Source organism: Kitasatospora cinereorecta (genome assembly GCF_024172095.1).
Taxonomy (GTDB): Bacteria; Actinomycetota; Actinomycetes; order Streptomycetales; family Streptomycetaceae; genus Kitasatospora; species Kitasatospora cinereorecta.
Window position 1 is genome coordinate 231,019 of sequence record NZ_JAMZDX010000006.1, and the last position, 25,489, is coordinate 256,507.

At 70.9% G+C, this 25,489-nt stretch carries 30 protein-coding genes; 9 read left to right on the forward strand and 21 right to left on the reverse strand.

The annotated features are described in order from the left end of the window. Positions 1-38: 38 nt before the first annotated feature. From FHR36_RS30310 to FHR36_RS30370, 13 genes are all read right to left on the reverse strand, one after another. The gene (locus FHR36_RS30310; protein ID WP_253802361.1) at positions 39-1,205 is read right to left on the reverse strand and encodes a site-specific integrase; all 1,167 of its coding nucleotides are present in this window, start codon (positions 1,203-1,205) and stop codon (positions 39-41) included. Continuing rightward, entirely contained in the window at positions 1,206-1,433 is a 228-nt protein-coding gene (locus FHR36_RS30315; protein WP_253802363.1) for a helix-turn-helix domain-containing protein, read from the reverse strand. Further along, positions 1,430-2,845 (reverse strand): replication initiator protein RepSA, encoded by a 1,416-nt coding sequence (repSA, locus tag FHR36_RS30320; protein ID WP_407660870.1) that lies wholly within the window; start codon positions 2,843-2,845, stop codon positions 1,430-1,432. The genes FHR36_RS30315 and repSA overlap by 4 nt, the downstream gene beginning before the upstream one ends. Positions 2,846-2,923: 78 nt before the next feature. Beyond that, entirely contained in the window at positions 2,924-3,109 is a 186-nt protein-coding gene (locus FHR36_RS30325; RefSeq protein ID WP_253802365.1) for a hypothetical protein, read from the reverse strand. A 299-nt stretch (positions 3,110-3,408) separates the two neighbouring features. After that, complete coding sequence (locus tag FHR36_RS30330) at positions 3,409-3,948, reverse strand: GGDEF domain-containing protein (protein WP_253802367.1); 540 nt, start codon at positions 3,946-3,948, stop codon at positions 3,409-3,411. Positions 3,949-4,026: 78 nt separating this feature from the next. Continuing rightward, a complete protein-coding gene (locus FHR36_RS30335) occupies positions 4,027-4,569 on the reverse strand; it encodes a DUF6197 family protein (protein WP_253802369.1) in 543 nt (180 codons plus the stop codon). A gap of 12 nt (positions 4,570-4,581) precedes the next feature. Next, entirely contained in the window at positions 4,582-4,776 is a 195-nt protein-coding gene (locus FHR36_RS30340; protein WP_253802371.1) for a hypothetical protein, read from the reverse strand. 15 nt (positions 4,777-4,791) lie between these two features. Next, on the reverse strand, positions 4,792-4,983 hold the full coding sequence (locus FHR36_RS30345) for a mobile element transfer protein (protein WP_253802373.1): 192 nt from the start codon (positions 4,981-4,983) through the stop codon (positions 4,792-4,794). Positions 4,984-4,997: 14 nt separating this feature from the next. Next, the gene (locus FHR36_RS30350; RefSeq protein ID WP_253802375.1) at positions 4,998-5,675 is read right to left on the reverse strand and encodes a DUF2637 domain-containing protein; all 678 of its coding nucleotides are present in this window, start codon (positions 5,673-5,675) and stop codon (positions 4,998-5,000) included. 4 nt (positions 5,676-5,679) lie between these two features. Then, positions 5,680-5,919 (reverse strand): hypothetical protein, encoded by a 240-nt coding sequence (locus tag FHR36_RS30355; RefSeq protein WP_253802377.1) that lies wholly within the window; start codon positions 5,917-5,919, stop codon positions 5,680-5,682. Positions 5,920-6,005: 86 nt separating this feature from the next. Then, a complete protein-coding gene (locus FHR36_RS30360; RefSeq protein ID WP_253802379.1) occupies positions 6,006-7,394 on the reverse strand; it encodes an FtsK/SpoIIIE domain-containing protein in 1,389 nt (462 codons plus the stop codon). 5 nt (positions 7,395-7,399) lie between these two features. Beyond that, on the reverse strand, positions 7,400-7,741 hold the full coding sequence (locus FHR36_RS30365) for an SCO3933 family regulatory protein (protein ID WP_253802381.1): 342 nt from the start codon (positions 7,739-7,741) through the stop codon (positions 7,400-7,402). A gap of 137 nt (positions 7,742-7,878) precedes the next feature. Continuing rightward, positions 7,879-8,658 carry a GntR family transcriptional regulator gene (locus FHR36_RS30370; protein ID WP_253802383.1) on the reverse strand — a complete coding sequence of 260 codons (780 nt, stop codon included), beginning with the start codon at positions 8,656-8,658 and terminating at the stop codon, positions 7,879-7,881. Between the two features lie 17 nt (positions 8,659-8,675). Between FHR36_RS30370 and FHR36_RS30375 the strand changes: the two genes are divergently transcribed. Continuing rightward, on the forward strand, positions 8,676-9,155 hold the full coding sequence (locus FHR36_RS30375; protein WP_253803208.1) for an NUDIX hydrolase: 480 nt from the start codon (positions 8,676-8,678) through the stop codon (positions 9,153-9,155). A 637-nt stretch (positions 9,156-9,792) separates the two neighbouring features. Here FHR36_RS30375 and FHR36_RS30380 read toward each other — a convergent pair. Continuing rightward, a complete protein-coding gene (locus FHR36_RS30380; protein ID WP_253802385.1) occupies positions 9,793-10,242 on the reverse strand; it encodes a hypothetical protein in 450 nt (149 codons plus the stop codon). Positions 10,243-10,251: 9 nt separating this feature from the next. Then, positions 10,252-11,001 (reverse strand): hypothetical protein, encoded by a 750-nt coding sequence (locus tag FHR36_RS30385; protein WP_253802387.1) that lies wholly within the window; start codon positions 10,999-11,001, stop codon positions 10,252-10,254. A gap of 1,676 nt (positions 11,002-12,677) precedes the next feature. Between FHR36_RS30385 and FHR36_RS30390 the strand changes: the two genes are divergently transcribed. From FHR36_RS30390 to FHR36_RS30405, 4 genes are all read left to right on the forward strand, one after another. Next, on the forward strand, positions 12,678-13,079 hold the full coding sequence (locus FHR36_RS30390) for a hypothetical protein (protein ID WP_253802389.1): 402 nt from the start codon (positions 12,678-12,680) through the stop codon (positions 13,077-13,079). Positions 13,080-13,231: 152 nt separating this feature from the next. Beyond that, on the forward strand, positions 13,232-13,570 hold the full coding sequence (locus FHR36_RS30395; RefSeq protein ID WP_253802391.1) for a hypothetical protein: 339 nt from the start codon (positions 13,232-13,234) through the stop codon (positions 13,568-13,570). 162 nt (positions 13,571-13,732) lie between these two features. Then, positions 13,733-15,304, forward strand: a complete 1,572-nt coding sequence (locus FHR36_RS30400) for a hypothetical protein (protein ID WP_253802393.1) — start codon at positions 13,733-13,735, stop codon at positions 15,302-15,304. Positions 15,305-15,471: 167 nt separating this feature from the next. Then, positions 15,472-16,077 carry a mycothiol-dependent nitroreductase Rv2466c family protein gene (locus FHR36_RS30405; RefSeq protein WP_253802395.1) on the forward strand — a complete coding sequence of 202 codons (606 nt, stop codon included), beginning with the start codon at positions 15,472-15,474 and terminating at the stop codon, positions 16,075-16,077. On the opposite strand, the gene FHR36_RS30410 is transcribed toward FHR36_RS30405, so the two are convergent. After that, positions 16,070-17,155 carry a GlxA family transcriptional regulator gene (locus FHR36_RS30410; RefSeq protein WP_253802397.1) on the reverse strand — a complete coding sequence of 362 codons (1,086 nt, stop codon included), beginning with the start codon at positions 17,153-17,155 and terminating at the stop codon, positions 16,070-16,072. The two genes, FHR36_RS30405 and FHR36_RS30410, sit on opposite strands and share 8 nt — an antisense overlap. A 71-nt stretch (positions 17,156-17,226) precedes the next feature. Here FHR36_RS30410 and FHR36_RS30415 point away from each other — a divergent pair, with 71 nt between their 5' ends. After that, positions 17,227-18,192 (forward strand): NADP-dependent oxidoreductase, encoded by a 966-nt coding sequence (locus FHR36_RS30415; protein WP_253802399.1) that lies wholly within the window; start codon positions 17,227-17,229, stop codon positions 18,190-18,192. A gap of 42 nt (positions 18,193-18,234) precedes the next feature. Here FHR36_RS30415 and FHR36_RS30420 read toward each other — a convergent pair whose 3' ends face one another. The 3 genes from FHR36_RS30420 to FHR36_RS39595 form a co-directional block, all read right to left on the reverse strand. Continuing rightward, positions 18,235-18,774, reverse strand: coding sequence for a GNAT family N-acetyltransferase (locus FHR36_RS30420; protein ID WP_253802401.1), 540 nt, complete (start codon positions 18,772-18,774; stop codon positions 18,235-18,237). 38 nt (positions 18,775-18,812) lie between these two features. After that, positions 18,813-19,367: a helix-turn-helix domain-containing protein gene (locus tag FHR36_RS30425; RefSeq protein WP_253802403.1), complete on the reverse strand. Its 555-nt coding sequence runs from the start codon at positions 19,365-19,367 to the stop codon at positions 18,813-18,815. A gap of 75 nt (positions 19,368-19,442) precedes the next feature. Then, a complete protein-coding gene (locus tag FHR36_RS39595) occupies positions 19,443-19,979 on the reverse strand; it encodes a DUF6197 family protein (protein WP_301330881.1) in 537 nt (178 codons plus the stop codon). Positions 19,980-20,409: 430 nt separating this feature from the next. On the opposite strand from FHR36_RS39595, the gene FHR36_RS30435 reads away from it, so the two are divergent. After that, complete coding sequence (locus FHR36_RS30435) at positions 20,410-22,224, forward strand: S9 family peptidase (RefSeq protein WP_253802405.1); 1,815 nt, start codon at positions 20,410-20,412, stop codon at positions 22,222-22,224. Between the two features lie 22 nt (positions 22,225-22,246). Continuing rightward, the gene (locus FHR36_RS30440) at positions 22,247-22,768 is read left to right on the forward strand and encodes a hypothetical protein (RefSeq protein WP_253802407.1); all 522 of its coding nucleotides are present in this window, start codon (positions 22,247-22,249) and stop codon (positions 22,766-22,768) included. A gap of 49 nt (positions 22,769-22,817) precedes the next feature. On the opposite strand, the gene FHR36_RS30445 is transcribed toward FHR36_RS30440, so the two are convergent. Both FHR36_RS30445 and FHR36_RS30450 read right to left on the reverse strand, forming a co-directional pair. Then, complete coding sequence (locus FHR36_RS30445; RefSeq protein ID WP_253802409.1) at positions 22,818-23,606, reverse strand: SURF1 family protein; 789 nt, start codon at positions 23,604-23,606, stop codon at positions 22,818-22,820. A 142-nt stretch (positions 23,607-23,748) separates the two neighbouring features. Beyond that, entirely contained in the window at positions 23,749-24,561 is an 813-nt protein-coding gene (locus tag FHR36_RS30450; RefSeq protein WP_253802411.1) for a helix-turn-helix transcriptional regulator, read from the reverse strand. A 150-nt stretch (positions 24,562-24,711) separates the two neighbouring features. Between FHR36_RS30450 and FHR36_RS30455 the strand changes: the two genes are divergently transcribed. Further along, positions 24,712-25,479, forward strand: coding sequence for an SDR family oxidoreductase (locus FHR36_RS30455; RefSeq protein ID WP_253802413.1), 768 nt, complete (start codon positions 24,712-24,714; stop codon positions 25,477-25,479). The last annotated feature ends 10 nt before the right edge of the window (positions 25,480-25,489 follow it).

Here is a 25,489-nt window from a genome sequence, read left to right on the forward strand (position 1 = left end):
GTAGGGCCCTTCCTCGTACTGCGTGTCTATCTGAGTGACTACGCCTCAGGTGAGTGCTTGAAGAGCTCGTCCATGACCGTCGCACCGGTCTGGATCACCGGCCGGATCTGCTTCCGGTAGACCTCCTCCGTGACCGCGGTGCTCGAATGGCCGACCAGTCGGGAGATCTCCTCCAGGGGCACGCCGCTGTCCGAGAGCAGGGACACGAAGCTGTGCCGCATCTCGCGCGGAGTCCAGTCGGCGGCCGTGACCCCTTCGGCCTTGGTGATGGCGGCCCGGAAGGCCCGGCGGACGTGGGACGGGTCCAGCTCGGTGCCGACGGCCGAGTGGAAGACGAGGTTGTTCTCCTCCCACTTGTCACCGGCGGCCAGGCGGTCCCAGCCCTGATCCACCCAGTGGTCCCAGAGCGCTTCCACGCAGCGGGCGGGGAGGGCGAGCGTCCGACGGGACTTCCGGGTCTTGGTGTCCCCGCCGGCCCGGACCGAGCGCCAGACCGCCATGTACGGCGGGATCGGCGGGCTGGTCTCGGGCTGGCCCTTGAGGAAGACGTGGTCCCAGGTCAGCGCGCGCAGTTCCTCGGTACGGGCGCCGGTGAGCAGGGAGACCACGATGTAGGCGTGCATGGAGGACTTCTCCGCCGCCTTGAGCACGGCCTCGGCCTGAGCGAACGTCAGCGCCTTGGACGGTCGGCCAGGCTGACCGTTGGGCACGGAGCACAGCTCCACGACGTTGCGCTTCACCTTGTCCCGGGCCATGGCTCGCTTGACCGCCCGATTCAGGCAGGAGTGGAGGCCCTGGAGGGTCCGGGTGCTGAGCGTGCGGGCTTTGGTGGCCAGCCAGCGATCCACATCCTCCGCACTGAGGTCCCGGAGCTTGCGGGCACCGAGCCCGGGGATCACGTGGGTCCGGCACAGGATCGTGGCAGTGGCGAGGGTCTTCTCGTCGCGGCCGGCCAGGCCGTAGGTCAGCCAGTCGTTCACCGCGTTCTCCACCGTGTAGTTGGTGGGTGCGATGGCGAGGCCGTCCTCGTGGTCCCGCAGGACCTCCTTGAGCTTGTTCTTGGCCTCGGTCTTGGTCTTCCCGCTGCCGCGCTTCACGATGCGCTTGCCGCTCGGGTCGAAGCCCAGGCTTGCGCTCGCAATCCAGCGCTGACGGTTCTCGTCCCAATGAAGGCCGCCATCTCCCCTGCTGCGGCGGGTGGGCACTCACTTCCCCCTTGCTTCGCGCTCCAGCAGCGCGACGTAGTCGTCGATGGCGGACGCCGGGATGAGCCGCGAACGGCCCTCCTTGACCGCACGGAGGCGTCCGGTGCGGATCAGGTCGTAGATGACGGTCCGGCTCAGGCTCAGCACCTGCATGGCGTCGGAGACCTTGTAGAGGGCCGGCCGGGCGAACGGTCGTAGAGCCGTCAGGTTCTCGGTAGCGGTGGTCACCTCTCCCCCTCCTCGGCGGCAAGCCGGGCGAGCAGTTCATGGCGGTCGGTGGTGCGGCGTTCGTGCAGCTCACGGGCGATCGCGGCGGCGAGCATGGACTCACCTGGTGAGTTGCCAGCTCCGGCGAAGGCCCAGTGGGCGAGGACGAGGGTGTCCGTGTCGGGCAGCTCGTCCAGGTCGGGGAGGCCGGCGGCGAGGAGCCGTTCGCGGAGGGCGGCGCGGGCCTCGGTGGCGCGGTAGTCGGCGCGGACCTGGCGGAGGGCGCCGAGGGTGGTGGAGTAGGTCGGGGACTTGGTGGAGAAGTGGCCGCGGAAGCCGAGCATGTGGGACCAGTGGGCGAGCAGCCGGTCCGGGTACAGCGGGTCGAGGTCCCAGCAGGTCTCGATGAGGCGGCGGGTGTGCGCCGGGAGGTCGTGGCGTTCGAGTTCGTGGCGCTCCAGGATGCGGCGGTCCACGGTCTCGGTGGTCTCGGCGCTCTTGGTGGCGTACTTGGCGACGTAGGACGCGACGGCCTGTTCGGAGATCTCGCCCTTGTCGAAGGCGCCGATCGGGCGGATGTCGACCTGGTCGCCCCACTGGAGGAGCCGGGCGGGCAGGTGGCCGGCGGCGGCGAGCGGAACGCAGGCACGGCGGGCAGCGGCCCGGATCGCGGCGTCGAGGAGGGCGACGGTGGCCCAGGCCGGCGGCGGGGAGTCGGGCCCGGTAGGTCCGTCGATGCGGATGACGGCGTGGAAGTGGACGGCGCCGCGGCGCTGGTACTCGGCGACCTTGCCGAAGGAGATCTTCGCCTGCTCCTTGAACTCGTACTGGTAGAGGCCGGCCATCTTGGCCATGGTCCGGAACAGGTAGATGGTGAAGCGGCGCCACAGGTCGGGGGCGTGGTTGTTCCAGAGCACGGCGTGGGCGTAGTCGTAGCGGCCGGGGTCGAGCGGGGTGCCGAGGATCGGGGAGCCCTTGGGGTGGTCGGCGCCGCAGCGGCAGCGGCCCTTGTCGGGACGGCTGTGGACCGGGCCGAAGGACGGGGCGGTAAGGGTGGCGAAGACGCGGGGGTGGGAACGGACGGTGGTCGGGACGCCCTTGGTGTCGTCTCCGGCGAGGCCGGCTCGGATGAGGTGGAAGGTGTCGGCGGAGTAAGTCCGGGCGCAGGAGGTGCAGCGGGAGGCGCGGCGGTTGCCGCACGCGACCTTGAGGCGGTGGCCGGGTTCGTGCCAGGTCGAGTAGCGGTGGAGGACCTGACCGGTCGGGACATGGGTGAGGGTGCGGAAGCCGCTGAGGTGGATCGGGTTCGAGCAGCCGCCGGTACGAAGGATCTGATCGTGGAGCTTGGGCAGGTCGCCCCGGGCGGCGAGGCGGCCGAGGTCAGCGACGGCCAGGCGCTCCAGGTCGGGCGCCGGGATGGTGGCGTGGGGCACGGGGCGGTTCCCTCCGACGAGGCCCCGGAAGGCCGGCGGTGTGGCCGGGCTCCGGGGCGGGCGGTCAGGTGTGGTCGGTCAGGCGCTCTTGGCGGTGGCCAACGGGCGGGCGATGACGCCGAGGCCGTGGCAGGTGAGGCAGTCGACCGGGATGGTGTGGCGGGAGCCGTCGGGCAGGTGGTTGCCGGTGGCGATGGCGGCGCGGGCGAAACCGTCGCAGTTGGGGCAGATCCGGCCGTGGTCGTGGCGGTGCTGGGGCATCATGAAGGTCTCCTTCGTGGGCTTCGGTTCGGGAAGGGGTTGCAGTCCCCGGGGCGGTGGGATGCTTGGCGGCTTTTGCTGCCCCGGGGACGGTCTGGTGTTGGTAGCGGTCTGGCCTGTCGGTGCGAGCGGCTACCGTGCGGGCGTGCGGCCGGCTTCCGAGGAATCCAGCTCTGCAGAGCAGCGGCCTCCCTGGCTCTTTCTGGGGGCGGCCCGGGTGCGTCCCGGGACCTATCCGTCGGCCAGGCTTCGTTGAGGGCTAAGGCGAGTCCTGCCAGCGCCGGCCGCACACCCTCAGCAGGTCAGCCGCGGCGGCTGGAACGGCTGCCGGGCTTGTGGGCGTACATGTCGCGGTCGGCGGCGGAGAGGGCTTCGGTCAGCAGGAGTGCGGCCGGGTGCGAGGCGCCGACGGACGCGCTGACGTCGAGGACCAGGCCGTCGAGGTCGATCGGCCGGCGCAGTGCGGTGTGCAGCTGCGGGATGCGATCAGCGGAGTCGAGGGCGACGACGGCGAATTCGTCCCCGCCGAGTCGGGCAGCGAGTCCGGACGAGCCGCACCAGGCGGTGAGCCGGTCGGCAGTGGCCTTCAGGACGGTGTCTCCGGCGGCGTGGCCGTGGGTGTCGTTGACCGCCTTGAAGTCGTCCAGGTCGACCAGGAGCACGGTGGTCCGGTCGGGGTGGGAGCGGATGAGGCGTTCGGCGCGGGTGGTGAAGCCGTCGCGGGTCAGCAGGCCGGTGAGCGGGTCGCGGCGGGCGGTGGCCAGGCGGCGGGCGAGGTAGGTGCCGTGGGTGGTCCAGCCGAGGAGCGGCAGGCCGGCGGCGAGGATCGGGGCGAGGTCCATGGTGCGAGTCCTTCCGGGTGGGCTGCGGGGCCTCGGGGCGGCGGGATGCTTGGCGGCTTTGCCGCCCCGGAGGCTCGGTCAGATGCCGAGGGACAGTGCGCGGGCAGACGCCCAGTCGAGCAGGTGGTGGATGTCGGTCTGGCGGGTGGTCGGGGCGTCGTTGTAGGCGTCAGGCGAGGGCACGGGTCGACCGGTGGTGTGGAGGACTTCCATCACCTGGATGCGGGCGCGGACGACGGTGGTCGGGGTGCCGTAGCCGTGGGCGAGGACGGCGGCCTGGGCGCCGAGGAGGCAGACCCGGCCCTGGTCGTCCCAAAGGCGGCCCTGCGTCCAGCCGAAGGCGGTCATGTACCGCGAGGCGAGGGTCAGGTGGTCGGCGACCGTGACCGGCACGGGTCGGGCGGGCCGGTGGGCGATCCGGTCGAGCAGGGTGGGGCGGGGCTCGGGGAAGCCCGCGTGCCAGGGCTGGACGGTGCTGCCGAAGCGGTACAGGTCCCGGACGGGCTGGGTGGGTCGGGCGGTGGCCGGGAGGGTGGCGAGGTAGGCCTCGATCTCGGCGACCAGGGCGGCGCCTTCCGGGGTCAGCGCGAGCGGGCCCCAGGTCAGGACGGCGGAGTTCACGGCAGCGTCTCCTCACTTCTGGGTGTTGTTGACGATCTCCACGCCGGACTTGGTGGTGGCGTCGATGGCGGGGGCGATGAAGGTGTGGGCGACGTAGAAGCCGAACAGGCCGATCACGACGGCGACCCACAGGCGGATGCCGAGGAACTTGATCGCGGCCCAGGTGGCGATGCCGAGGACGAGCACGACGGGCAGGGTGATGGTCATGGCGGAGCGCTCCTGTCAGCGGACGGTGCAGCGGTGGGTGCGGGCGGCGATCTCGGCGGCGGCGCGGCTGTCGTAGTCGGCGGAGAAGCCGCAACGCGGGGCGGTGCAGGCGGCGGTGTGCTTCTCGCGGCCGCGGCCGTCGTAGTAGGTGGCGACCTGGACGGGGCCGATGCGGACGACGTTGCGCGGGCGGATCGGGCGGGGCATGGGGTGACCTCCTGTCAGGAGAGCTGGTCGGCGATGGCGGTGGCGAAGTGCGGCGGGACGCCGAGGCGGGCGCGGAGGGTGTCGGTGTCGATCGCCTCGCCGGTACGGGTCTGGTGGTCGGCGGCGACCTTGCGGGCGTGGTCGAGCAGGGCGGCGGGCACCGCGACGGCCGGCGGCACGGGGGCCGGGGCACTCGGCAGCGCGGGCGCCGGTTCAGCCGCGGCGATGGGCTCCGGGGCGGGTTCTGCGGTGGGTGGTTCGACGGGCTCCGGGATCTCGTAGAGCGGGAGGTCGATCTCGGGGCTGTCGTCGTCGGTGTGCGCGGTGGTGGCGTGGGCGAGGAGCGTGCCGCCGAAGAAGGCCAGGGCGGGCCATCCGGCGACCAGGATCCGCAGCCAGGCCGGGACGCTCGCCAGGTTGAGGAGTCCGGCGGTGGCGACGTTCGCGCCGAGCGAGGCGGTCAGCGCGATGCCGAACCAGGTCCAGGCGGAGGCGGCGGGGCGGCCGGCGGCGCGAAGGGTCCGCATGCGGCGCCAGGCGGCGACCAGCAGCAGGTCCACGGAGACCGGGTAGGCCCAGGCCTTCCAGCCGTGCTGCCCGGCGGCCTCGGCCAAGTCGTGCAGATGGGCGAAGGACAGGGCTCCGGCGATGACAGCCTGGATGAGTACGGCGTCCGGGCGGGGCAGGCGCATTGGGTCAGTCCGCCGTTCGCGCGGCGGAGGCGAACTCTTCCATCGCGCCGAGGAAGGCGGCGGTCTCGGCGGCCAGCTCGCGGGCGAACTGGAGCTGATCGGCGACGGACGCTCGGTCGTCTCCGGCGATCGAGAGGCTGAGACCGGAGCAGGAGACGGACAGGATCGGGGTCCTCTGGCGCCCGTAGGCGTGGCAGGTCACCCAGGACGCTCCGTCGACGTGGAAGTAGATGGAGCCGGACATTGGCGGTCCTCTCGGGGAGGTTCGGGCATGGCGGGGTAGGGACGTGGCACGGAGACGGCCGCGCCGGATCGCTGGAAAGGGATGCGTTACTCGGCGGCCGGGTTCGGGACGAACCGGGGCGGTGTCGAGGGCTTCGGCGGGACGACGGGCGAAGCCGGGACGTGCGGGCGGAACGCGGCGAGCGTGGGCAGCGCCGGGGTGAGGTGCGCGTACTGCCGGCAGATGGCGGCCGCCTCGGCCAGGGACACGTTCGGCGTGCGGATCCGCGACCAGCCGCCAGATGTGTCACCGGCGATGGCGACGCCCGGCATCTCCGGGGCGATCTGAGTGGCGGCGAGGACGGCCTCCGGCGAGATGTCGCCGAGTCCCATCTCCGCCGTGGGCTTGTCGTTGACCCGGTGCACCACGCGGCCGGTGAGCTGGGCCCGGAGCATGGTCGCACCCTTGCCGAGTTCGGCGCCGAACCGCTGCCCGCTGGCCTCCAAGAACATGCCAGCAGCGCGGCCCAGTTGGGCGAGGCGGATCAGCTGGGTGACCATTTGGTCCCGCCGTGCTTCCTCCTTGCGGCTTGCGACGAGGAAGAGTTCGGCGATCTCGTCCACGATCAGGACCACCGGCGTCGGCCGTACCTTGGCGGGCAGGCCCCAGATGTCGGAGGTGATCTCGTCGTCGGCGACGCTGCTGGGGATGCCCTGGTGGTCGCGGATCAGGTCGTAGCGGTTCTCCATCTCCTCGACCAGGGCGTCGAGCAGGTCGGCCGCCATGTCGGTATCGGTCGCGAGCGCGGAGAGCCGGGGTGCGAATGGGGCCTGTTCGACGCCCCGCTTGCAGTCGATGCCCGCGATCGCCACGTCGCGGGTCGCGAGGCCGGTGATCAGGTTGCGGATGTAGACCGACTTGCCCGCCAACGTGGCGCCGAGCGTCATCGCGTGCGGTACGGCCCGGTAGTCGCGGACGAACGCGGTCCCGTCCTCCCGCAGGGCCACCGGCACCACCAGGTCACCGGACGGCGAGCGACGTGGCATCCGCACCCGGCGCAGGACGTCGAAACCGGTCATCCGCAGCTCCACGATGCCGGGCTTGATCTCGGCGACGTGGACGGAGTGAACGCCCCAGGCGTGCCGGAGACGTTCGGCGGAGGCCGCCACGTCGGCCGGTTCCTGGCCGGGCGCGAGCCGGAGCCGGACCCGCAGGCCAGTCGCCGTCGGGCGGATCCGGCGGATGCGCGGCGGCACCGGACGGATCTCCCGGCGGGTCGTCGCCCGGGTGACCAGCACCCGCAGCCGCGAGGGCGCCACGGTCAGCCCGCACGCATCCATCGTGCTGCCGTAGGTCGTCGCGAACCGCACGGCAGTGGCCGGGAGACCGACCGTCGACCAGTACACCGCCGGAGCCTTCACCCGGGTGTACGCCGCAGTACCCGCGAGAGCGGCGAGCGAGCCACCGACCTCGGCGAGGAACAGTTCCCCCGACACGGTGATCAGCCCTGGACCGGCACGAGGGAGGTGACGGCGGCCGCACGGAACGAGATGCCGTGCCGCTTCTGGCCGTTGAACTCGTTCTCCCAGTCCCGCGCCTTGAGCCCGGTCACCGCGACCGGCATACCGACGGACAACCCCTCGGACACCCCGGTCTCCGGCACGGAGACGGTGTAGAGGTTCGCCTCACCCTCGTCCGCGATGGTCAGCCCGATGGTCACCAGCCGGGCGTTGGTCTCCCGGTCGATGGCGATCTCGCCCGTCTGGCGATTGGCCACCTTGGGCGCCGGCGGGACGGCCACGAACACGAACGCGGTGGAGGTGTCGACCTTGAACACAGCCATGACGGCTTCTCCTCTAGATGAGGTGATCTCCTGCACTCATGTACAGGAGTAATGACTAGAAGAGTGCCCGACTCCTGTACATGAGTCAACCCGCCCCGGCGTGAAAACCGAGACGGGTTGCGGAAGGTGATGTTCCGTCAGTCCTTGGCGGGGAAGCGGTAGTCAAGAACGAACTGGTCAGCAGCCATGACGGTGTCGCAGACCTCGACCACGCGCCCCTCGGAAGTGATCGCATCGCGAACCAGATGGATCACAGGCGAGCCGGGGCTCAGAGCCAGCGCGGCCGTCTCCGGCTTGGTCGCCAGGCGGGCCCGAACGGTCTCGGTGAACTCAGCGAGCTGCTGGCCGTGCTCTTCGAGCCGCGCATAGATGCCGCCGCCACCCGGGTTCTCGGCGAACATCTCGGGGATGTCCTTCACCACGTCCCACGGCAGGTAGGACGTCGCCTCCTCCGTCGGCACTCCATCTCGGAAGTACCGGCGCTTGCGGGCCAGGACCTGAGTGCCGACGGGCACGCTCAGCCGCTCGGCGATGTCGGCAGGAGCCTCGGTCGGCCCGACGAACAGCACGGTCACGGACGGGGTCCCGCCGGAAACCTCGGCCTCAGCCAGATAGGCCGCCTTGCCGGCCTTTCGGTGAGCCCGGCGGAAGCGGTCCGACGACTTGCGCTGCACCGGTGGGCGAGAGCGTACGAAGGAGCCGCGGCCGTGATGGGTCTCGATCAGCTGCGAGGTCCGCAGCTCAGCAATCGCCTTGCGCACCGTGCCGGAAGCGACGGCGTACCGCTGCATCAGCTCGGCCTCACTGGGCACCGCCGAGCCAGGAGCCAGAGCGCCCGACTTGATCTGCGCGGCGAGATCATCCGCAATCTGCAGATACTTCGCCTTGGCCGAGGAGGCCACCTCATTGCTCGCCATAGTCCTTCAGGGCTCCTATTCTCCTGTACATGAGTAGCAGCCCCGCACCGCAAACTTCAACGCCTCTCCACTCTGTGTCCGTGGCGGGAGCTGTCGTCCGCGAGGACGGGCGAGTGCTGGCGATCCGCCGAGCGGACAACGGCACCTGGGAGCCTCCAGGCGGCGTACTGGAACTCACGGAGACTGTTGAGGACGGAGTCCGACGCGAGGTCTTCGAGGAGACCGGCCTCAGGGTTCAAGTCGAGCGGCTGACCGGCGTCTACAAGAACGTCACGCGCGGAGTCGTCGCCCTGGTGTTCCGGTGCCACCCAGAGAGCGGGACCGAGCAGCTGTCTGAGGAGTCCACCGCCGTCGACTGGCTCACTCCGAACGAGGTGTCCGAGCGCATGGGCGAGGTCTACGCGATTCGCATGCTCGACGCCCTCCGCAACGAGGCAGCCCCAAGCATCCGCACCCACGACGGGCAACGCTGGCTCGACACCCAGGCAGCCGGCTGATCCCAGGGCAAACGCCCGTGACCTGGCCAACCAGCCGGAGACCGGCAGGGCGAACAGGGTACGAGGGAGCGGCTGTTACGAGTTTCGCTACTTCATCAAGCCACCTCGCCCCGCTCGGCGGGTAGGCGGGCGGAGCCCACGAGGAAGGCACATCTACGGCGGATCGGAGATCCGGCGACGATTCCCGGCCTCCTGAACTACTCGAAGAGCAGCCTCACAGTACGTTCGGGGTGCCGCGCACAGCGCGGGCGGCGCCGGCCTTCCTCCGGCGCGCGCCCCGCCTCCTGTCTGCGCCCCGGCTGGGGCTTCGCCGTCGTCGGCCGCGCCCACAAAGGGGCGGAAAGCTAAGGCCGGGGCAGGAACAGACAGGTCCAACTTCCACCCCGCACAGCGGACGACGGCACAGAAGGCAAGGGTCAGAACCAACCCCACCGGGGCCGGGGCGGGCGGCTCCGCGGTTTTACCCACCTCTCCGGACCGGGACCCGCGTCGAGCAAGACCGGGGGGCCACTCGGCCAAATTGCGGTCAGGCCCAAAGAGCCCTGACCGAGTCGCAGCAGCTTACGGCCCCCCGATCATGCTCGACCCCAGACCAGACAGGACACCGGCCAAAACCGCTCCACCGCCCGTAGCAGGCCTAACCTTGCGCGGGGTTCACCGTGAACGTAGATCCACACATCAGGCAGTGGATTGGACTCGTCCATTCTTCATGGATTTTAAGGGGCTCAAAGGGATGGCATGGTGGCTCGACCATCATCATATCGTCCGGGTCGTTTGGTGGCGCGCTCAGGTCTGGGGTGGCGTCTCGACTGAACTTGAGACCAAATCCGGAGATCTCCTGTTCAAGCTGATCAACTATTGGTCCTGAAGCAGCCGAGTGGATGAAGTCCAGCTGGGCTGGCGTCCACCAGGAATCTTTTCCCGACGGCGTACCGCAGTAGGGGCAGAAATAGTTTTCGGGTTCTAGGAAATCTTCAGGCCGATCGGCCGTTTCTCCATAAAACCACTTGAATTCATCCCCGCATGACGGGCACTCCCTTCTCAGGAATCCGGATGGGTCGAGAGCGAGTTGAATCGAAATCTCCATCGCGTATCCTTAGATGCTGATCTTTGCCGGGAAGCTAACAGGGCTTCCATCCGCGAGGTTTCCGGTCACCTCAACATCGAAGATCGACTTTCCGCCACCCATGGAAATCGATGCGAGAATCTTGACGCTTTCCCCGGGGCGGAGGACCTCAATAGGAAGGTCTTCCGTGAGGAGGCTGAAACTACTTGCCTCTGGAGGCGCGGCAACCGATACGTTCAGAACCTCCACTGTGCCGCTGTTCGTAATGACCAGGCGGTGACTTCGGCCATACCCCTGCAGGCTAGCAGTCAGGCGGGCTACAGACTTCCTCTGCGGTGGCTCATTTAGGACCCTTCCTCGACCGGGACGCTCCTTGCTGAGCACCGCCTTGATGGCTTGTCGAAGTCGCCATTTAAGAGTTTCCTTCGATCCCGCCGGGGCGTCCTGCCCATACATTGCAACTCGAAAAGCCGAGATGTCAAATGGGAGGTCGTGCGTGTCTTCCGCGATCAGGATCGGCTCGTGCCTCTGCCACGCATATCCAAGCTCGAAGAATACGTTGGCGTTCTTGCCGGTGCAAACTGCGAAGATGACGTCAGACGAGTCAATGTCTTCTAGGATCTGACCGAGGATGGCACCGGGGGAAAAGACGTCATCACCACGCCGGGCGGTTACGCCTTCAGCCGAGCATGCGGAAACAATTTCATAATGAAGCCAGTCCAGCTCATCCCGAAAAGGCATGATGATGAAGGCGGACTTCGGCGACTCCGTGGTGGGCAATTATCCTCCTCGGTAATCACTGGGCACCACCGACCGGCCGTGGAGGGAGTGCCCTGGTGGAGGGAGCGTACGCTTCGCCCCCGCGCTTGTCAGGTGTTGTGCGTGTGTCAGACTGCTAGTCAAAGGAGAGAATTTGGCATGTATATGACTCGATGGATCTCCGCTCATGATCGCTAGGCGTATCCGCTGTGTGCAACATGGACACGTGGCAGCGATGACCTGATCATGATCCAGAGGGAGACGTACCGGAGCGCCAGGGTCCGGACAGGCGTCGCCGGGCATGCTGACGAGAGGTCTCGCGTCGCACGAGATGGGCTCCAGATTGAGCAGTCAGTAACGGCAAATGATGGTGATACGCAACAGCGAGGAGAAGATCCACAAGTGGCGTTCGTCCAGCTCACGGTGTTGAGACAGCTGATTCCCGAGCTCAGGTCCCTCTGCACGCTTGACCTCATCGAGACCCGTTGTTTGGGGTGTAAGCAGCTGGGCGCCGACGGGCTGAACGGTCTGTAGTTGGTGGAGCGCGGCCATGGTGGTTCAGATCGACGGGATGCTGGCGTGGACTGTTCGACGCCGCCAAGCCCTGCAAGAATTCCATCCCGCACCCAGGGTTCGCCACCGCCGAAGGAATCCCGTTGTCACAGCCACAGCCGACCAGATGGATTCGTTCCAGCAGTTCCATCTCTCTAGGCCTGCTCCTTTGTCCGTGCGTCGCAGGGTGTACGGCGGGAAACCCGATGCCTGCAGTCACCGTCACGGTGACCACTGCCCCCAGCGCGACGTTGCCAGCTGCGCCACTCCCGACCAGTGAGGTTGGAACGTCCAGCGCCCCTAGATCTGAGTCTCCAGCGGTCAGCTCATCGGATGGGGTTGCCACCAGCGAGGCTCGCGCTGCTGCCACTCCTAAGGCCAAGGTGCCGCAGGGCAGTCTTGCTCTAACTGTCTGGCACGACGAGGGCGCCAGTAACACTTGCGTCTCCGTTCAGACTGTCTACGAGAACCGGTCTGACACTGCAATCAATTCGATCAAGCAAACCTTCCAGACTTTGTACACGCCGAAGCACAGGGACGGCGAGTATCCCGACTCGGTCAACGGACCCATCAAGACGCTTACCCAGGTGGCAGGCATCGCCCCGTACCAGAGCCGAACTCTGTACTGGGATGTCTGCGCGCCTGAGCTCGCCAGCAAGCAGAACCCACCGCCGGCCGACGGCACGGACAGCTTCATGAGCGAGATCGGCGCACAGCCAATGACGAACTCCTGGACTTGGGTGGCTCCGTAGGTCTCTCGACGCCTGCTGAAGACACTGAGCCGCATCACGTGCTCGTGCTCCTGTTCATCAGGCATCTGCGGAGTTCAGGCAGCGAGGCACTGCTGAGTGTCTAACTGCGGTACAACGGCCCCGTACTTCGGCGGACAGTCGCGGACGTTCGCGGACCGTGTGCGCAGGTCAGCGGTGGTCTGACCCGAGGTCGAACGAGCGTCCGGGTTGCTTCGGGACGAAGAGGCCGTGGGTTCAAATCCCGCTACCCCGACCCAGTGGAAGGGCCCTATCGGAGAGATCCGATAGGGCCCTTCTTCGTTGTGTGCCCACAGCTGAGTGACCAGGCCTCAGGAACCTGCTCGAGCGGCCATCCGTGGCGCCGGTGTCGGCGTCGGCCGTTAGGGTCCGGCCATGATGATCAGACCGTCGAGGACGTGGCGGGACGGCGTGGCCGAGGAGGCGCGCGAGCTCGCGGCGGGCACCCTGGAGCCCGGGCAGGCGTGTATGGCAATCCTCTTTCCGGAGGCGCTCCTGGCCGCCACCGATGCTGTCCTCGGGGACTTCGAGGCTGATGTTCGCGCGCTCGCCGAGCCGTCGGACCAACAGGTCATGGCGGTGGTCGAGCGCGTGGTGCTCGCGCTGAATGCGGTCAACGAGTCCTTTGACCACGCGGCCTACGAAACCGACGAGCGGGAGCGGCTGTGCGAGTACATCGATCAGGTGCTGGCTCACAGCGGCATTGATGTGCCGGCGCTTACGGCGCGCCAGGGCATTGACCGATATGCAATCACGGACGAGTGGCGCGATTGGTGACAATCGGCGGTGGCGGCCTTGTCGGCAGCCGCTCGCTCGGATGTCCGGCGCCGTCAGCTGACCCACCGTCGAGCAACGTCGACACCCGACGCCTGTCGGCTGGGAGCAGGTGTGTTGCGCCGGGCAGAGTCGCCGGTGTCTCATTGGCCGCCATGACGCAGCGATCTTCTCGCCCTACGCTCAAGCAGCGGTTCAGCCCACATCCTGCAAATGCGCCGCGCACCGGGTGGCAGCGCTTCAACCGCGCCAAGACCGACTCGGGGTGGCCGCTGCTTCTCGCCAATTTGGCCGGATTTACGGCCTTTTCCATATTTTCCGTCAATGAAGCCCTTGCGGGGTCGCTGTTCTTTTCCGTCGGCAGCATCACCTTCATTCTCGGGATGCTGCGCACTGGGCACGTGATGCTCTGCGTGGCCCAGGGGAAGACCGGGATCACCGCCTCCGGAGAAGCGATCCCTGCTGAGCCCAGCGAGCGGGACAGGCTCTTCTGACAGGCAGCGGCGGGTCAGGTGGAGTGGTGGGCGACGGTTCCAACGGCCTTGGGTTGAGCTTTTTCTGAGGTACGGTTAACAACTGTTCGCTACTTGTCAGTAGCATGCCGAGGGCAGGCCTGCTCGTCCTCTGACCACCTACGCCGAAGGTGACCCCTCCGCATGTCGATGCGCACCCTCGCGCTGTCCGTGCTCGCCGCATCCGTGGTGCTGTCCGTCAGCGCCTGCGACCCGATGACGGCGACGCCCGGACAGCCGGCCGACGCGGCCGCCACGAAGAACCTGGCCGCGCCCGCCTCCTCCGACGACACCGCTGCCGCGATGGCGGCGGACGCCGCCGGGAGTCCGGCGGTGACGCTGCTGGCCCCGGCCGCAGACCGGATCCCCACCGAACCGACGGCGTCGCCCTCCGCCGCGCACGCCGAACCGAAGGCGAGTGGCGGCAGCAGCGCCAGCGGTACGCCGAAGCCCGCGGTCGTGCCGAGCGCACCCGCGTCCGACGCCGCCGCGCTCAAGCTGGACTCGTACGACCAGAAGAGCGGCAAGGCCGTCCTCGCCGTCGCCACCAACGGCACCAACGGCACCAACGGCGACGGCAAGGCGTCGAACAGCCCGTCGCCCGCCCCCAGCCCGTCGGCCAGTGCCGCCGCCGTCGCCGCCGTGCGGCCGGGCCAGCTGATCGACAGCCCGCCGTCGGCCGTGGCCCCGCGCGGGGCGCTGCTCGCCATCACCGACGTGCAGGCGGCCGGGCCGGGCAAGGTCGCGGTCAGCACGCGTCCGGCGACCATCTCCGAGCTGCTCGGACAGACCTGGGCGAACATCAAGAGCGCCCTGGACCCGCACAAGATCCAGGTCACGCCGAAGCTCAAGGACCTCAAGGCGTCGTACGTCCCGAAGCCGGGCGGTGGCGCCGACGGGTCGGCGTCGGCCGTGCTGCAGCTGGACGCCAACGACACCGTGCCGCTGCCGGGCGGTGGCAAGGCCACGCTCAACGGCTCGCTGGAGCTCGACCCGAGCGTGATGTTCTCCTACCAGGGCTCGCACGGGATCCTCGCCCCCGAGCAGGCCAAGGTCGGCTTCGACCTCGGCGCGCACGCCAACTGGCACCTGAGCGCGGGCCTCACCGGCTCGACCGGACAGGTCAAGATCCCGATCGCCACCCTCACCGCCACACCGACCGTGATGGTCGCCCAGGTGCCGGTGGTGATCTCGCTCAACGTCACGGTGTACGCCGAGGTGAGCGCCGACGGCACCGTCACTGTCGACACCACCCAGCAGCTGGACGGCAGTTGGGCGATGCACGCGGACTACACCAAGGCCGGCGGCTGGACCTCCACCACCGAGCCGGTGAGCACCAAGATCTCGCCGGTCAAGGCGTCGTTCACCGGCAAGGCCTCGGTCCGTACCGGCCTGGTGGCCGACGGGTCGGTGGCGCTGTACGACGCGGTGGGCGTGAAGGCCACGGTCGAGCCCTACCTGCGGGCGGACGTGGACGGCTCGGTGAGCATCGACTCGGCGAGCGGGGTCCCGGCGGTCCACGGGAAGGCCGGGCTGTACGGCGGCCTGGACGTGAACGGCGCTGTGCTGGCGCGGATCGCGATCCTCGGAACTCCGCTGGTGGAGAAGGACATTCCGTTCAAGCTCTACCACAACGAGTGGACGATCGTGTCCCGGGAGGCCGGCACGGGGGCCGCTGCGGGGGCCTCCTCCGGGGCAGGTTCCGCGGCGCACTGAGCACCGTCGCACCGTCGGAGGTGTGATGTCCGGGGCCGGCTCCCGTGCGGGGAGCCGGCCCCGGGCCGTTCAGCGTCAGACGGTGCGTCAGGGGTGCAGATTGGCCCAGGAACCCGGGTCGGGAATGGACCGTTCCGGTGGGCCGCCGAGCCTCTAAGGTCGGTCGGGTGACGACCTCTGTGGACTTCTACTTCGACCCCATCTGCCCGTTCGCGTGGATCTCCTCCCGTTGGATCCTGGAGGTGGAGCGCCGGCGCGAACTCGACCTGAACTTCCGCGTGATGAGCCTCTCGGTGCTCAACGAGGGCCGCGAGAACCTGCCGGAGCGCTACCGGCGGCTGCTGGACACCGGCTGGGGCCCGGTCCGGGTGTGCATAGCGGCAGCCGAGCACCACGGCGACCACGTCCTGCGGGACCTCTACACCGCACTCGGTACCCGCCTGCACGACCAGGACCGGGCCGCCGACGACGCGCTGATCCGGGAGGCGCTGGCCGAGGTCGGCCTGCCGGTGGAGCTCGCCGAGGCGGCGAACGTCACCGACTACGACGACGCACTGCGCAAGAGCCACCACGAGGGCATGGACCCGGTCGGCGAGGAGGTCGGCACGCCGACGATCCACGTCGACGGCACCGCCTTCTTCGGCCCGGTGCTCACCGCGATCCCGCGCGGCGACGACGCGGTGAGGATCTTCGACGGCGTCCGGCTGCTGGCCGGGTACCCGAAGTTCTTCGAGCTGAAGCGGACCCGTACCGGCGAACTCGACTTCAGCTGACGCCCGAGGCGACGGCGTCCGGCTGCCTGGTCTCGGGCGGTCGGACGCCCGACGGCAGGGCTTCCGGCGGTCGGACGTCCGGCGGCGCGGCTTCCGGTGGCAAGGCTTCCGGCGGCAGGTCGGGGCCGCGGAAGGTGCGCCGGTAGGTGCCCGGCGAGACGCCGATCGCGGCGTTGAGGTGCTGGCGCAGGCTGGCGTCGGTACCGAAACCGGCCCGTTGGGCGATCCGGCCGACCGGCAGGTCGCTGCTCTCCAGCAACTGCCGGGCGAGGTCGACCCGCTGGCGGATGAGCCACTGGCCGGGGCTGACGCCGACCTCGGCGCGGAAGCGGCGGGTGAAAGTGCGCAGGCTCATCCCGGCGTGCCGGGCGAGGTCGGTGAGCTGGAGCGGTTCGTGCAGCCGGTCCAGCGCCCAGGCGCGGGTGGCGGAGGTGCCGGTGTCCGTGGCCTTGGGCACCGGCCGCTCGATGTACTGGGCCTGTCCGCCCTCGCGCTGCGGCGGGACCACGCAGCGGCGCGCGACCTGGTTGGCGACGGTGCTGCCGTGGTCCTCGCGGATCACGTGCAGCAACAGGTCGATGCCGGCCGCAGCACCGGCCGAGGTGAGGATCCGGCCGGTGTCGACGTACAGCACGTCGGGGAGGAGCCGGATCTGCGGGTAGTGGCGGGCGAAGTGCTCGGCGTGGCGCCAGTGGGTGGTGGCGGGAAGGCCGTCGAGCAGACCGGCGGCGGCCAGCGGGAAGGTGGCGACGCAGATGCCGACGATCCGGGTCTCCGGTCGCAGTCCGGTCAGGGCCTCGGCGACGCCGCGGGGCAGGGCGTGCCGGTCGACGATCCCGGTGAACTCCTCGGCGGCCGGGATCACCACGGTGTCGGCCTCGGCGAGGGCGGTGGTGTCCCGCTCGACGGTGATCGAGAAGTCGGCGGCGGTGCGGACCGGGCGCCCGTCGAGCGAGCAGGTGACCACCTCGTAGAGGGGGCGGTCGTCGGCGTCGGTGGCGGAGCCGAACAGCCTGGAGGGCAGGCTCAGCTCGAACGGGATCACCCCGTCGAGGGCGAGGACCACAACACGATGCATGGCCCGATTCTTGCACATCATGGCCATTCGGCCACTTTTTTCGCAGGTCGCGCCCGGGCAGCCTGGGATGCATGAGCACTACGAACACCATGAAGGCAATCACCCAGGACACCTACGGCGGCCCCGAGGTGCTGCGCGAGGTCGAGGTCGAGCGGCCTGTTCCCGGACCGTCGGAGGTCCTGGTCCGGGTCCACGCGGCAGGTATGAACCCCACCGACTGGAAGCACCGGCAGTTCCCCGGCTTCCTCGACCGGCTCCCGCTGGTGCTGGGCTGGGACGTGTCCGGCGTGGTCGAGGCGGTCGGCATCGGCGTGACGATCCACCGCGTCGGCGACGAGGTGTTCGGCATGCTGCCGTACCCGCACGGCGTCGGCGCGTTCGCCGAGTACGTGGTCGTCCCGGCCCGCGCCCTGGTCCGCAAGCCGTCCAACCTCGACCACGTCCAGGCCGGCGCCGTCCCGCTGGCCGCGCTGACCGCGTGGCAGGTGCTGGTGGACGCCGCCGACGTCCGGCCGGGCCGGCGGGTGCTGGTCCACGCCGCCGCGGGCGGGGTCGGCCACTTCGCCGTCCAGATCGCCAAGGACCGCGGCGCGTACGTGATCGGCACCGCGAGCGCACCCAAGCACGAGCTGCTGCACGAGCTCGGCGTGGACGAGGCGATCGACTACCGGACCAGGGACTTCACCGAGATCGAGCCGGTCGACCTGGTCTTCGACACCCTCGGCGGCGAGACCGCCCTGCGCTCACTGGACGTGCTCCGCCCCGGCGGCCGGCTGATCTCCATCGCGCTCGGCACGCTGCCCGCCGAGCTGCGTGGCGTGGCCGAAGCCCGCGGGATCCAGGTGGACGAGCTGCTGGTCGAGGCCGACCAGGAGGGCATGCGGGCGATCCGTGACCTGGTCGAGGACGGTCGGCTGCGGCCGGTCGTCGACGCGGTCTTCCCGCTGGCGCAGGCCGCCAAGGGTCACGCCACGGGCGACACCGGGCGGGTGACCGGCAAGGTGGTGCTCGCCGTCGCGGCAGCCGACCGGTCGTAGGTCGCGCCGGGCCGGGCCGGCGGCACAGCAGGTCAGGTCACGTCAGGTCAGCGACTTGTAGAAGAAGGTCGCGGGGCTGAGCGTGCCGTCCGGGTCGGCGGCGTAGTCGGGGACGAGACCGTACCGGGTCCAGCCGGCCGAGTCGTAGAGACGCTCGGCCGCGCTGCCGGTGCGGGTGTCCAGGAGCAGCAGGGTGGCGTCCGCGTCCGCGGCGGCGCGCTCGGCGGTGTCGAGCAGGCGGCGGGCCAGGCCGCGGCCGCGGGCGTCGCGGTGGACCATCAGTTTCACCACCTCGGCGCGGTGCCGGCCGTTGGCCTTGCCCTCCAGCACCAGGCCGACCGTGCCGACGGTCCGGCCGGCACCGTCCCGCGCCGCCCAGACCAGGCGTCGGCCCGCCTCCACCTCCGGGGCGAACTGCAACCACCAGTGGGCCGCCTCGGCGGCGTCGAGCGGGGCCAGGAAGCCGATCGACGCGCCGTCGTCGACGGCGTCTGTGAGCAGGGCGCCGAGTTGGTGACGGCAGTCGGCGAGGTCGGCCGCGGTGAGCCGGACGACCTCGACGGTGGCGGTGGAAACGGCCATGGTGGCGTCCCCTCTGATGGGAAGGGCCTCGGCCCTGGTCATGGCAGGACGATCGCGACGGCGTAGCGGACCGGGTCCGGCCCCGGGCAGTGGAACCGGGACGGCCCCCACAGCCGGAAGCGCAGGCAGTCACCGGGCCCGAGCGGCTGCGGCTCACCCTGGACGGTGATCTCCACCCGCCCATCCAGCACCCAGATGTGCTGTTCCAGGCCGGGGACGGGCGGCGCGTCGTAGTCGATCACCGCACCGGGCTCCAGTCGGCCCTCGATCAGCTCGCCGCGCAGCCCGGCGTGCGGCGGGGAGACCGAGCGGCGGACGAAGCCGGACGCCTCGTCCCGCCACACCGCCTGCTCCCCCGCCCGCAGCAGCTGCGGCGGCTCCGCCTCCACCTCGGCGAGCAGGCGGGACATGGTGCGGCCGTACGCCGTGCACAGTCGTCCGAGCTGCGCGGCGGTCGGACTGATCTCGGCGCGCTCGAACCGCGACAGCGCCGAACGGCTGATGTCGCTGCGCTGCGCCAGGTCGTCCAGCGACCACCCGTGCTCGGCCCGCAGGGCCGCGAGGCGGGCGGCCAGGGCAGCATCGATTCCCATATCAGGGATGCTATCCCGAATATGGGATACCAGGGAAGACGCCAGGGAAGAGGTCGGCGAGCCCCGGGGGAGCGGTCAGATGCCCAGGACGAGGGCGCGGGCGGCGGCGTTGTCCAGCAGGAGGTGGACGTCCGCCTGGGTGGTGCCGGGGCGGTCGTTGTAGGCGTCCGGGGAGTCGACGGGGCGGCCGGTGGCGTGGAGGACCTCCATCACCTGGGCGCGGGCGCGACGGACGGTGTACGGGGTGCCGTAGCCGTGGGCGAGGACGGCAGCCTGGGCGCCGAGGAGGCAGACCCGGCCCCGCGGGTCCCACAGGGCGCCCTGCAGCCACCCCGAGGCGGCGAGGTAGCGGGAGGTGAGCCGCAGGTGGCCGGCGACGGTGACGTCGGCCGGCCGGGCCGGGCGATGGACCAGGCGGTCGAGCAGGGTGCGGTGGGGCAGCGGGTGGCCGGCGTTCCAGGGCTGGAGGGTGCTGCCGAGCGGGCAGACGTACGGCGTCGGCGGGTGGAGGGGGCCGGGCAGGGAGGCGAGGTACTGCTCGATCTCCTCGACCAGGCCGGAGGTCTCGATGCTGACGTGCACGCCGCGGGGGGCGAGAGCGGTGCCGGACAAGGTGACTCCTCGTACGTTATGTCCAGGTTTGTACCGCTTTCGTGATAACCCGCGCCTGACCGGATGTCATGTCGACGCAGCAGGAGCGGCGCACCCTGGCGCCCGGCGGCGCGCACCTCCACCACCGCGCGGAGCCCGCGGCAGATCGGCCGGATCCGCCTCGGCCGGATGGGCGACGACGGCCCACCCCCACCTCGTCCGGCAACCGGCACCGACAGGTGCAGGCCTTCGCCCGGGCCGTGGAGTCCGGGCGTTCGATCGCGCGCCGACCGGTGCAGCGGCGCTCCCGGTTCGTTGCTTCCCGGCAGGTACGGCGGCGCCCCGACGACCCGGCGCGCGGCGCGCGGGATCGCGCCCCCGCCGGGGCGCGCGCGGTGCGGGCTGTCACGCCCCTGGCTGGCGGGTCGGCCGATCGGGTTGGATGGGTGGCATGACCGATCAGACGAACGCCGTCCCGGCGTGGGAGCAGCGGTTCCGGGCGGCGCGGGTTTCCCTGCCGGAGTGGGCGGAGGACGCGCCCGACCGGGCGCTGTACGTGTCGAACGCGACGGGCACCTACGAGGTGTACGCCTGGGACCGTGCGACCGGGGACCACCGGCAGGTGACCGACCGCCCCAACGGGACCACCGAGGCCGAGCTCAGCCCGGACGGGGCCTGGATCTGGTGGTTCGACGACACCGACGGCGACGAGTTCGGTGTCTGGCGCCGCCAACCGTTCGCCGGCGGCCCGGACCACGAGGCGGTGCCCGGGGTGCCGGCCGCGTACTCGGCGGGCCTGGCGCTCGGCCGCGACGGCACCGTCGTGGTCGGCACCTCCACCGACGACGAGGGCACCACGCTGTACCTGCGCCGCCCGGACGGCGGGAGCCCCGAGGTGGTCTACCACCACGCCGAGTACGGCGGCGTCGGCGACCTCTCGCTGGACTCCGCGCTGCTGGCCGTCGACCACACCGAGCACGGCGACGCGATGCACTCCGCGATCCGGGTGCTCGACCTCGCCGACGGCTCCACCGTGGCCGAGCTGGACGAGGTGACCGGGTGTGACGAGCCGCGCGGCGTCGCCTGCCTGGGCTTCGCCCCGGCCGTCGGTGACACCCGTCTGCTGGTGGCGCACCAGCGGCGCGGCCGCTGGGAGCCGATGATCTGGGACGTCGCCGCCGGTACCGAGACCGAGCTGAAGCTGCGCGACGAGCAGGGCCGCGAGTTCCCCGGCGACCTGTCGGCGCAGTGGCGGCCGGACGCCCGGGCGCTGCTCATCGAGCACGAGTACGAGGCGCGCAGCGAGTTGTTCTCGTACGACCTCGCCGGCGGGGTGCTCACCCGGCTGGACACGCCGCGCGGCACGGTCTCCGGCGCCACCGCCCGCCCGGACGGGACGGTGGAGTTCCTGTGGTCCTCCGCCGCCGAGCCGTCGGCCGTCCGGTCGACCTCGGGCGAGGTGGTGCTGCGGGCGCCCGGCCCGGTGCCGCCCGGCTCGGTGCCGGTCGAGGACGTGTGGGTGGAGGGGCCCGGCGGGCGGGTCCACGCGCTGGTCCAGCGGCCGGCGGGCGAGGGCCCGTTCCCGACCGTGTTCGAGATCCACGGCGGCCCGACGTACCACGACAGCGACTCGTTCGCCGCAGGTCCGGCGGCCTGGCTGGACCACGGCTTCGCGGTGGTCCGGGTCAACTACCGCGGCTCCACCGGCTACGGCCAGGCGTGGACGGACGCCCTGCGCGAGCGGGTCGGCCTGATCGAGCTGGAGGACATCGGCGCGGTCCGCGCCTGGGCGGTCGACTCCGGGCTCGCCGACCCGGCCCGGCTGGTGCTGTCCGGCGGCTCGTGGGGCGGCTACCTGACCCTGCTCGGCCTCGGCGTCCAGCCCGAGGAGTGGACCCTCGGCCTCGCCGCCGTCCCGGTCGCGGACTACCTGACCGCGTACGCCGACGAGATGGAGGCGCTCAAGTCGCTGGACCGCACGCTGTTCGGCGGCGACCCGGACGAGGTCCCCGAGCGCTGGCACGCCTCCTCGCCGCTGACCTACGTCGAGCAGGTCAAGGCGCCGGTCTACATCAGCGCCGGCGTCAACGACCCGCGCTGCCCGATCCGTCAGATCGAGAACTACGTGGAGCGGCTGGAGGCGCTCGGCAAGGTGCACGAGGTGTACCGCTACGATGCCGGGCACGGTTCGCTGGTCGTCGACGAGCGGATCAAGCAGCTCCGCCTGGAGATCGACTTCGTCCGGCGGCACCTGGACCTCGGATGAACCTCGGAGACGGAACCAGCCGGTGAGCCAACCGAACAGAGCCCCCGCACCCGTCCGTCGCGGCAACACCGGCCGCACCGGCCGCACGGGCCACCGGGCCGCCCTCGCGGCGGCCGGCGTGGCCGCGCTGCTGATGACCGCGACCGGGTGCGCGAGTGACGACTCCGACGACGGCTGCGGCCAGGCCCTCGGCGGCGGCCAGGCCCTGGGCGGCGACGCCTCGATGCAGCTGCTGGCCAAGGGCAGCAAGGGCGGCGGGTCCAGCGGGCGCAGCTCGAAGGGGTCGAAGAGCTCGGGGTCGTCCGGATCCTCCGGCTCGCACAGCTCGTCGGGCTCGTCCGGGTCCTCCGGGTCCGGCTCGTCGGGGTCCGGCTCGTCGGGGTCCGGCTCGTCCGGGTCCTCGGGGCGGTCGCACACCACGGTGGTCCATCGCCGCGGCTCGTCCGACGGCGACTGCGGCCGGCCGTCCCCGACGCCGTCCAGCTGGACGTTCCCGTCCGGGGTGCCCTCGCTCGCCCCGTCCGCCAAGCCCAGCACCCGCTGACCGGCCCACAGCACCCGCCGGCGCGAACGGTCTCCCGCAGAACGGTCTCCTACAGGGCCGGGTCCAGTCCGAGGGCCCGGTCCTGTACCGCTTCCGCCTCACGGCGGATCAGGCGGAACCACATGAACACCACGAAGCCGGCGAAGACGAACCACTCCAGCGTGTAGCCGAGGTTCTGGAACGCCCGCAGGCTCAGACCGTCGCCGCCCTGCGGCTGCACGGTCGGTACGGCGCTGAAGCCGGCCGGCGCCGCGTCGGCGGCCAGCCAGCCGTCGAACACCGGGTACGGCAGGGCGTTGACCAGGGTCGCCGGGCTGATCGTGCCCAGCTGGCCGGCCGGCAGTCCGCCGGCGACCGCGCCGCCGCTGCCGCTGGTCTCCGGCGCCTGCAGCCGCCCGGCCACGGTGACCTGCCCGTCCGGTGCGGCGGGCACCGCCTGCGCCGCGCCCGGGTCGCCCGGCGCCCAGCCGCGGACCACGGCGACGGCCCGGCCGTCGGCGGTCAGCAGCGGGGTGAGCACGTAGTAGCCCTGGTGGCCGTCGACCGTGCGGTCGGGCACCAGCAGCTGGTGCGCCGGGTCGTAGCTGCCGGTCGCGGTGACCGGGCGGCCGACCGTGTCGGTGGCGACCCTCGCCGCCGGCCCCGACAGCACCCGGTCGATCGGCTCGGTGGCGGCCGCACCTGCGGAGGCGGCCGCCGTGGCGCTGTCCTGGTGGGTGGCGATCCGGTCCTCGAAGCGCCCGAGCTGCCAGGAGCCGAGCAGCAGGCAGCCGACGATAGCGGCGAGCGCCACGACCGTGCCGCCGAGCCACCGCGGGGTCAGGAGAAACCGGTACACACCCACCACGGTAACCAGTCCACACACCGCCTCCGACCGCCGGGGGCGGTGCGTCGATCCGGACCGCCGGTCCGAGACACCGGTCCGAGACACCGGTCCGGGCCCAGAGTCCAGGCCAAGGGTCCAGCGGCCCCGGTGCGCCTCAGACCGCCACCGGCACCAGCGCGGCGAGCCGCCCGGCCGTCACCGAACCCGGCTCCGCCGTGTAGACGACCAGCAGCTGGTCCGGGTCTCCCGGCAGCTCCAGCGTCTCGAAGTCGACTTCCAGTCGGCCGACCTGCGGATGGCCGAGCACCTTCCGGCCGTACGACTTCTCCCGCACCCCGTGCTCCTGCCACAGCTCGCGGAAGACCTCGCTGCCCTCACCCAGCTCGGCGACGAGCGCGGCGAGTGCCCGGTCGCCGGGGTAGCGGGCGGCGCTCAGGCGCAGGTACGCCACCGTCGCCGTGGCGACCGGCCGCCACTCCAGGTACAGGGCGCGACCGGCCGGCGAGAGGAAGGCGTGCCGGGCCATGTTCCGCTGCTCGGGCGGCAGCGCGGACAGGCCGATGACCGCGTCGGCGAGAGCGTTCCACGCCAGTACGTCCATGCTCCGGCCGATCACGAACGACGGTCCGTCGAACAGGTCCAGCATCCGCCGCACGCCCGGCCGGACCGACTGGGCCTGGGCGCGGACCGGCGTGCGCGGCGGACGGGCCAGGTCGTACAGGTGCGCCCGCTCGGTGGCGTCCAGCCGCAGCACCCCGGCGACCGCGTCCAGCACCGCCTCCGAGGCGCCCTGGCCGCGCCCCTGCTCCAGCCGCACGTAGTAGTCGACGCTCACCCCGGCCAGCTGCGCCACCTCCTCACGCCGCAGCCCCGGCACCCGGCGGCGCCGGCCCACCACCGGCAGTCCCAGGTCCTCCGGCTGCACCCGGGCCCGCCGCGACCGCAGAAACTCCCCCAGCTCGCTCATGACCCGACCTTACGTCCGGAGGGTGGGTCTGCCGGACCCAGGAAAACCACGGCCCTGGGTACCCGGACACGGCCCCGGCAGGCTGGACGCGTCCCCGGGCGCCGACCGACGGACCCGTACCCCGCCGCACCCCGAGCAAGGAGCACCGCCATGTCGTACCCCGCACTCTCCGGCCGCACCGCCGTCGTCACCGGCGCCGCGAGCGGCATGGGCGCCGCCACCGCCCGCCTCCTCGCCGCGAACGGGACGGTCGTCGCGCTGCTCGCCCGCCGCGAGGACCGGCTGAAGGAGCTCGCCGAGGAGATCACCGCCGCGGGCGGGCGGGCGGTGGCGGTCGCCTGCGACGTCACCGACCAGGAGTCGGTGGACGCGGCCGCCGCCCGGATCGCCGCCGGCCTCGGCCGGGTCGATCTGGTGGTCAACGCCGCCGGGGTGATGCTGCCCAACCCGGTCGACGACGGGCGGGCCGACGAGTGGACCCGCATGATCGACACCAACCTGACCGGCGTCCTGCGGGTGATCCGCGCGTTCTCCGGCGACCTGCGGGCGGCCGCCGCCGAGGGCGGTACCGCGGACCTGGTCAACGTCTCCTCGATCGCCTCGCACGTGGTCTTCCCCGACTATGCGGTGTACGCCGCGACCAAGGCCGCGCTCACCCACCTGTCCGCCGCCCTGCGCAGCGAGTACGGCCCGCGCGACGTCCGCGTCACCAACATCGAGCCGGGGCTGACCGACACCGAGCTCGGCACCCACATCGACAACCCGGCCCTCGGGCTCGACGGCCAGCTCGGTGCGATGTTCCGCAGCATCCAGCCGCTCACCTCGGAGGACATCGCCGACCTGATCGCCTACACGGTCAGCCGGCCCCGCCACGTCAACCTGCGACAGCTGATCGCCCTCCCCACTCACCAGGCCTGACCGCTCCGGC

Coding starts and splice junctions, on each gene's coding strand:
- FHR36_RS30380 (WP_253802385.1), bottom strand. CDS start 10,242: ATGGAGATTTCGATTCAACTCGCTCTCGACCCATCCGGATTCCTGAGA.
- FHR36_RS30355 (WP_253802377.1), bottom strand. CDS start 5,919: ATGTCCGGCTCCATCTACTTCCACGTCGACGGAGCGTCCTGGGTGACC.
- FHR36_RS30450 (WP_253802411.1), bottom strand. CDS start 24,561: ATGAGCGAGCTGGGGGAGTTTCTGCGGTCGCGGCGGGCCCGGGTGCAG.
- FHR36_RS30395 (WP_253802391.1), top strand. CDS start 13,232: ATGACGCAGCGATCTTCTCGCCCTACGCTCAAGCAGCGGTTCAGCCCA.
- FHR36_RS30455 (WP_253802413.1), top strand. CDS start 24,712: ATGTCGTACCCCGCACTCTCCGGCCGCACCGCCGTCGTCACCGGCGCC.
- FHR36_RS30350 (WP_253802375.1), bottom strand. CDS start 5,675: ATGCGCCTGCCCCGCCCGGACGCCGTACTCATCCAGGCTGTCATCGCC.
- FHR36_RS30365 (WP_253802381.1), bottom strand. CDS start 7,741: ATGGCTGTGTTCAAGGTCGACACCTCCACCGCGTTCGTGTTCGTGGCC.
- FHR36_RS30330 (WP_253802367.1), bottom strand. CDS start 3,948: ATGGACCTCGCCCCGATCCTCGCCGCCGGCCTGCCGCTCCTCGGCTGG.
- FHR36_RS30420 (WP_253802401.1), bottom strand. CDS start 18,774: ATGGCCGTTTCCACCGCCACCGTCGAGGTCGTCCGGCTCACCGCGGCC.
- FHR36_RS30415 (WP_253802399.1), top strand. CDS start 17,227: ATGAGCACTACGAACACCATGAAGGCAATCACCCAGGACACCTACGGC.
- FHR36_RS30345 (WP_253802373.1), bottom strand. CDS start 4,983: ATGCCCCGCCCGATCCGCCCGCGCAACGTCGTCCGCATCGGCCCCGTC.
- FHR36_RS30435 (WP_253802405.1), top strand. CDS start 20,410: ATGACCGATCAGACGAACGCCGTCCCGGCGTGGGAGCAGCGGTTCCGG.
- FHR36_RS30370 (WP_253802383.1), bottom strand. CDS start 8,658: ATGGCGAGCAATGAGGTGGCCTCCTCGGCCAAGGCGAAGTATCTGCAG.
- FHR36_RS30325 (WP_253802365.1), bottom strand. CDS start 3,109: ATGATGCCCCAGCACCGCCACGACCACGGCCGGATCTGCCCCAACTGC.
- FHR36_RS30340 (WP_253802371.1), bottom strand. CDS start 4,776: ATGACCATCACCCTGCCCGTCGTGCTCGTCCTCGGCATCGCCACCTGG.
- FHR36_RS30390 (WP_253802389.1), top strand. CDS start 12,678: ATGATGATCAGACCGTCGAGGACGTGGCGGGACGGCGTGGCCGAGGAG.
- FHR36_RS30400 (WP_253802393.1), top strand. CDS start 13,733: ATGTCGATGCGCACCCTCGCGCTGTCCGTGCTCGCCGCATCCGTGGTG.
- FHR36_RS30410 (WP_253802397.1), bottom strand. CDS start 17,155: ATGCATCGTGTTGTGGTCCTCGCCCTCGACGGGGTGATCCCGTTCGAG.
- FHR36_RS30425 (WP_253802403.1), bottom strand. CDS start 19,367: ATGGGAATCGATGCTGCCCTGGCCGCCCGCCTCGCGGCCCTGCGGGCC.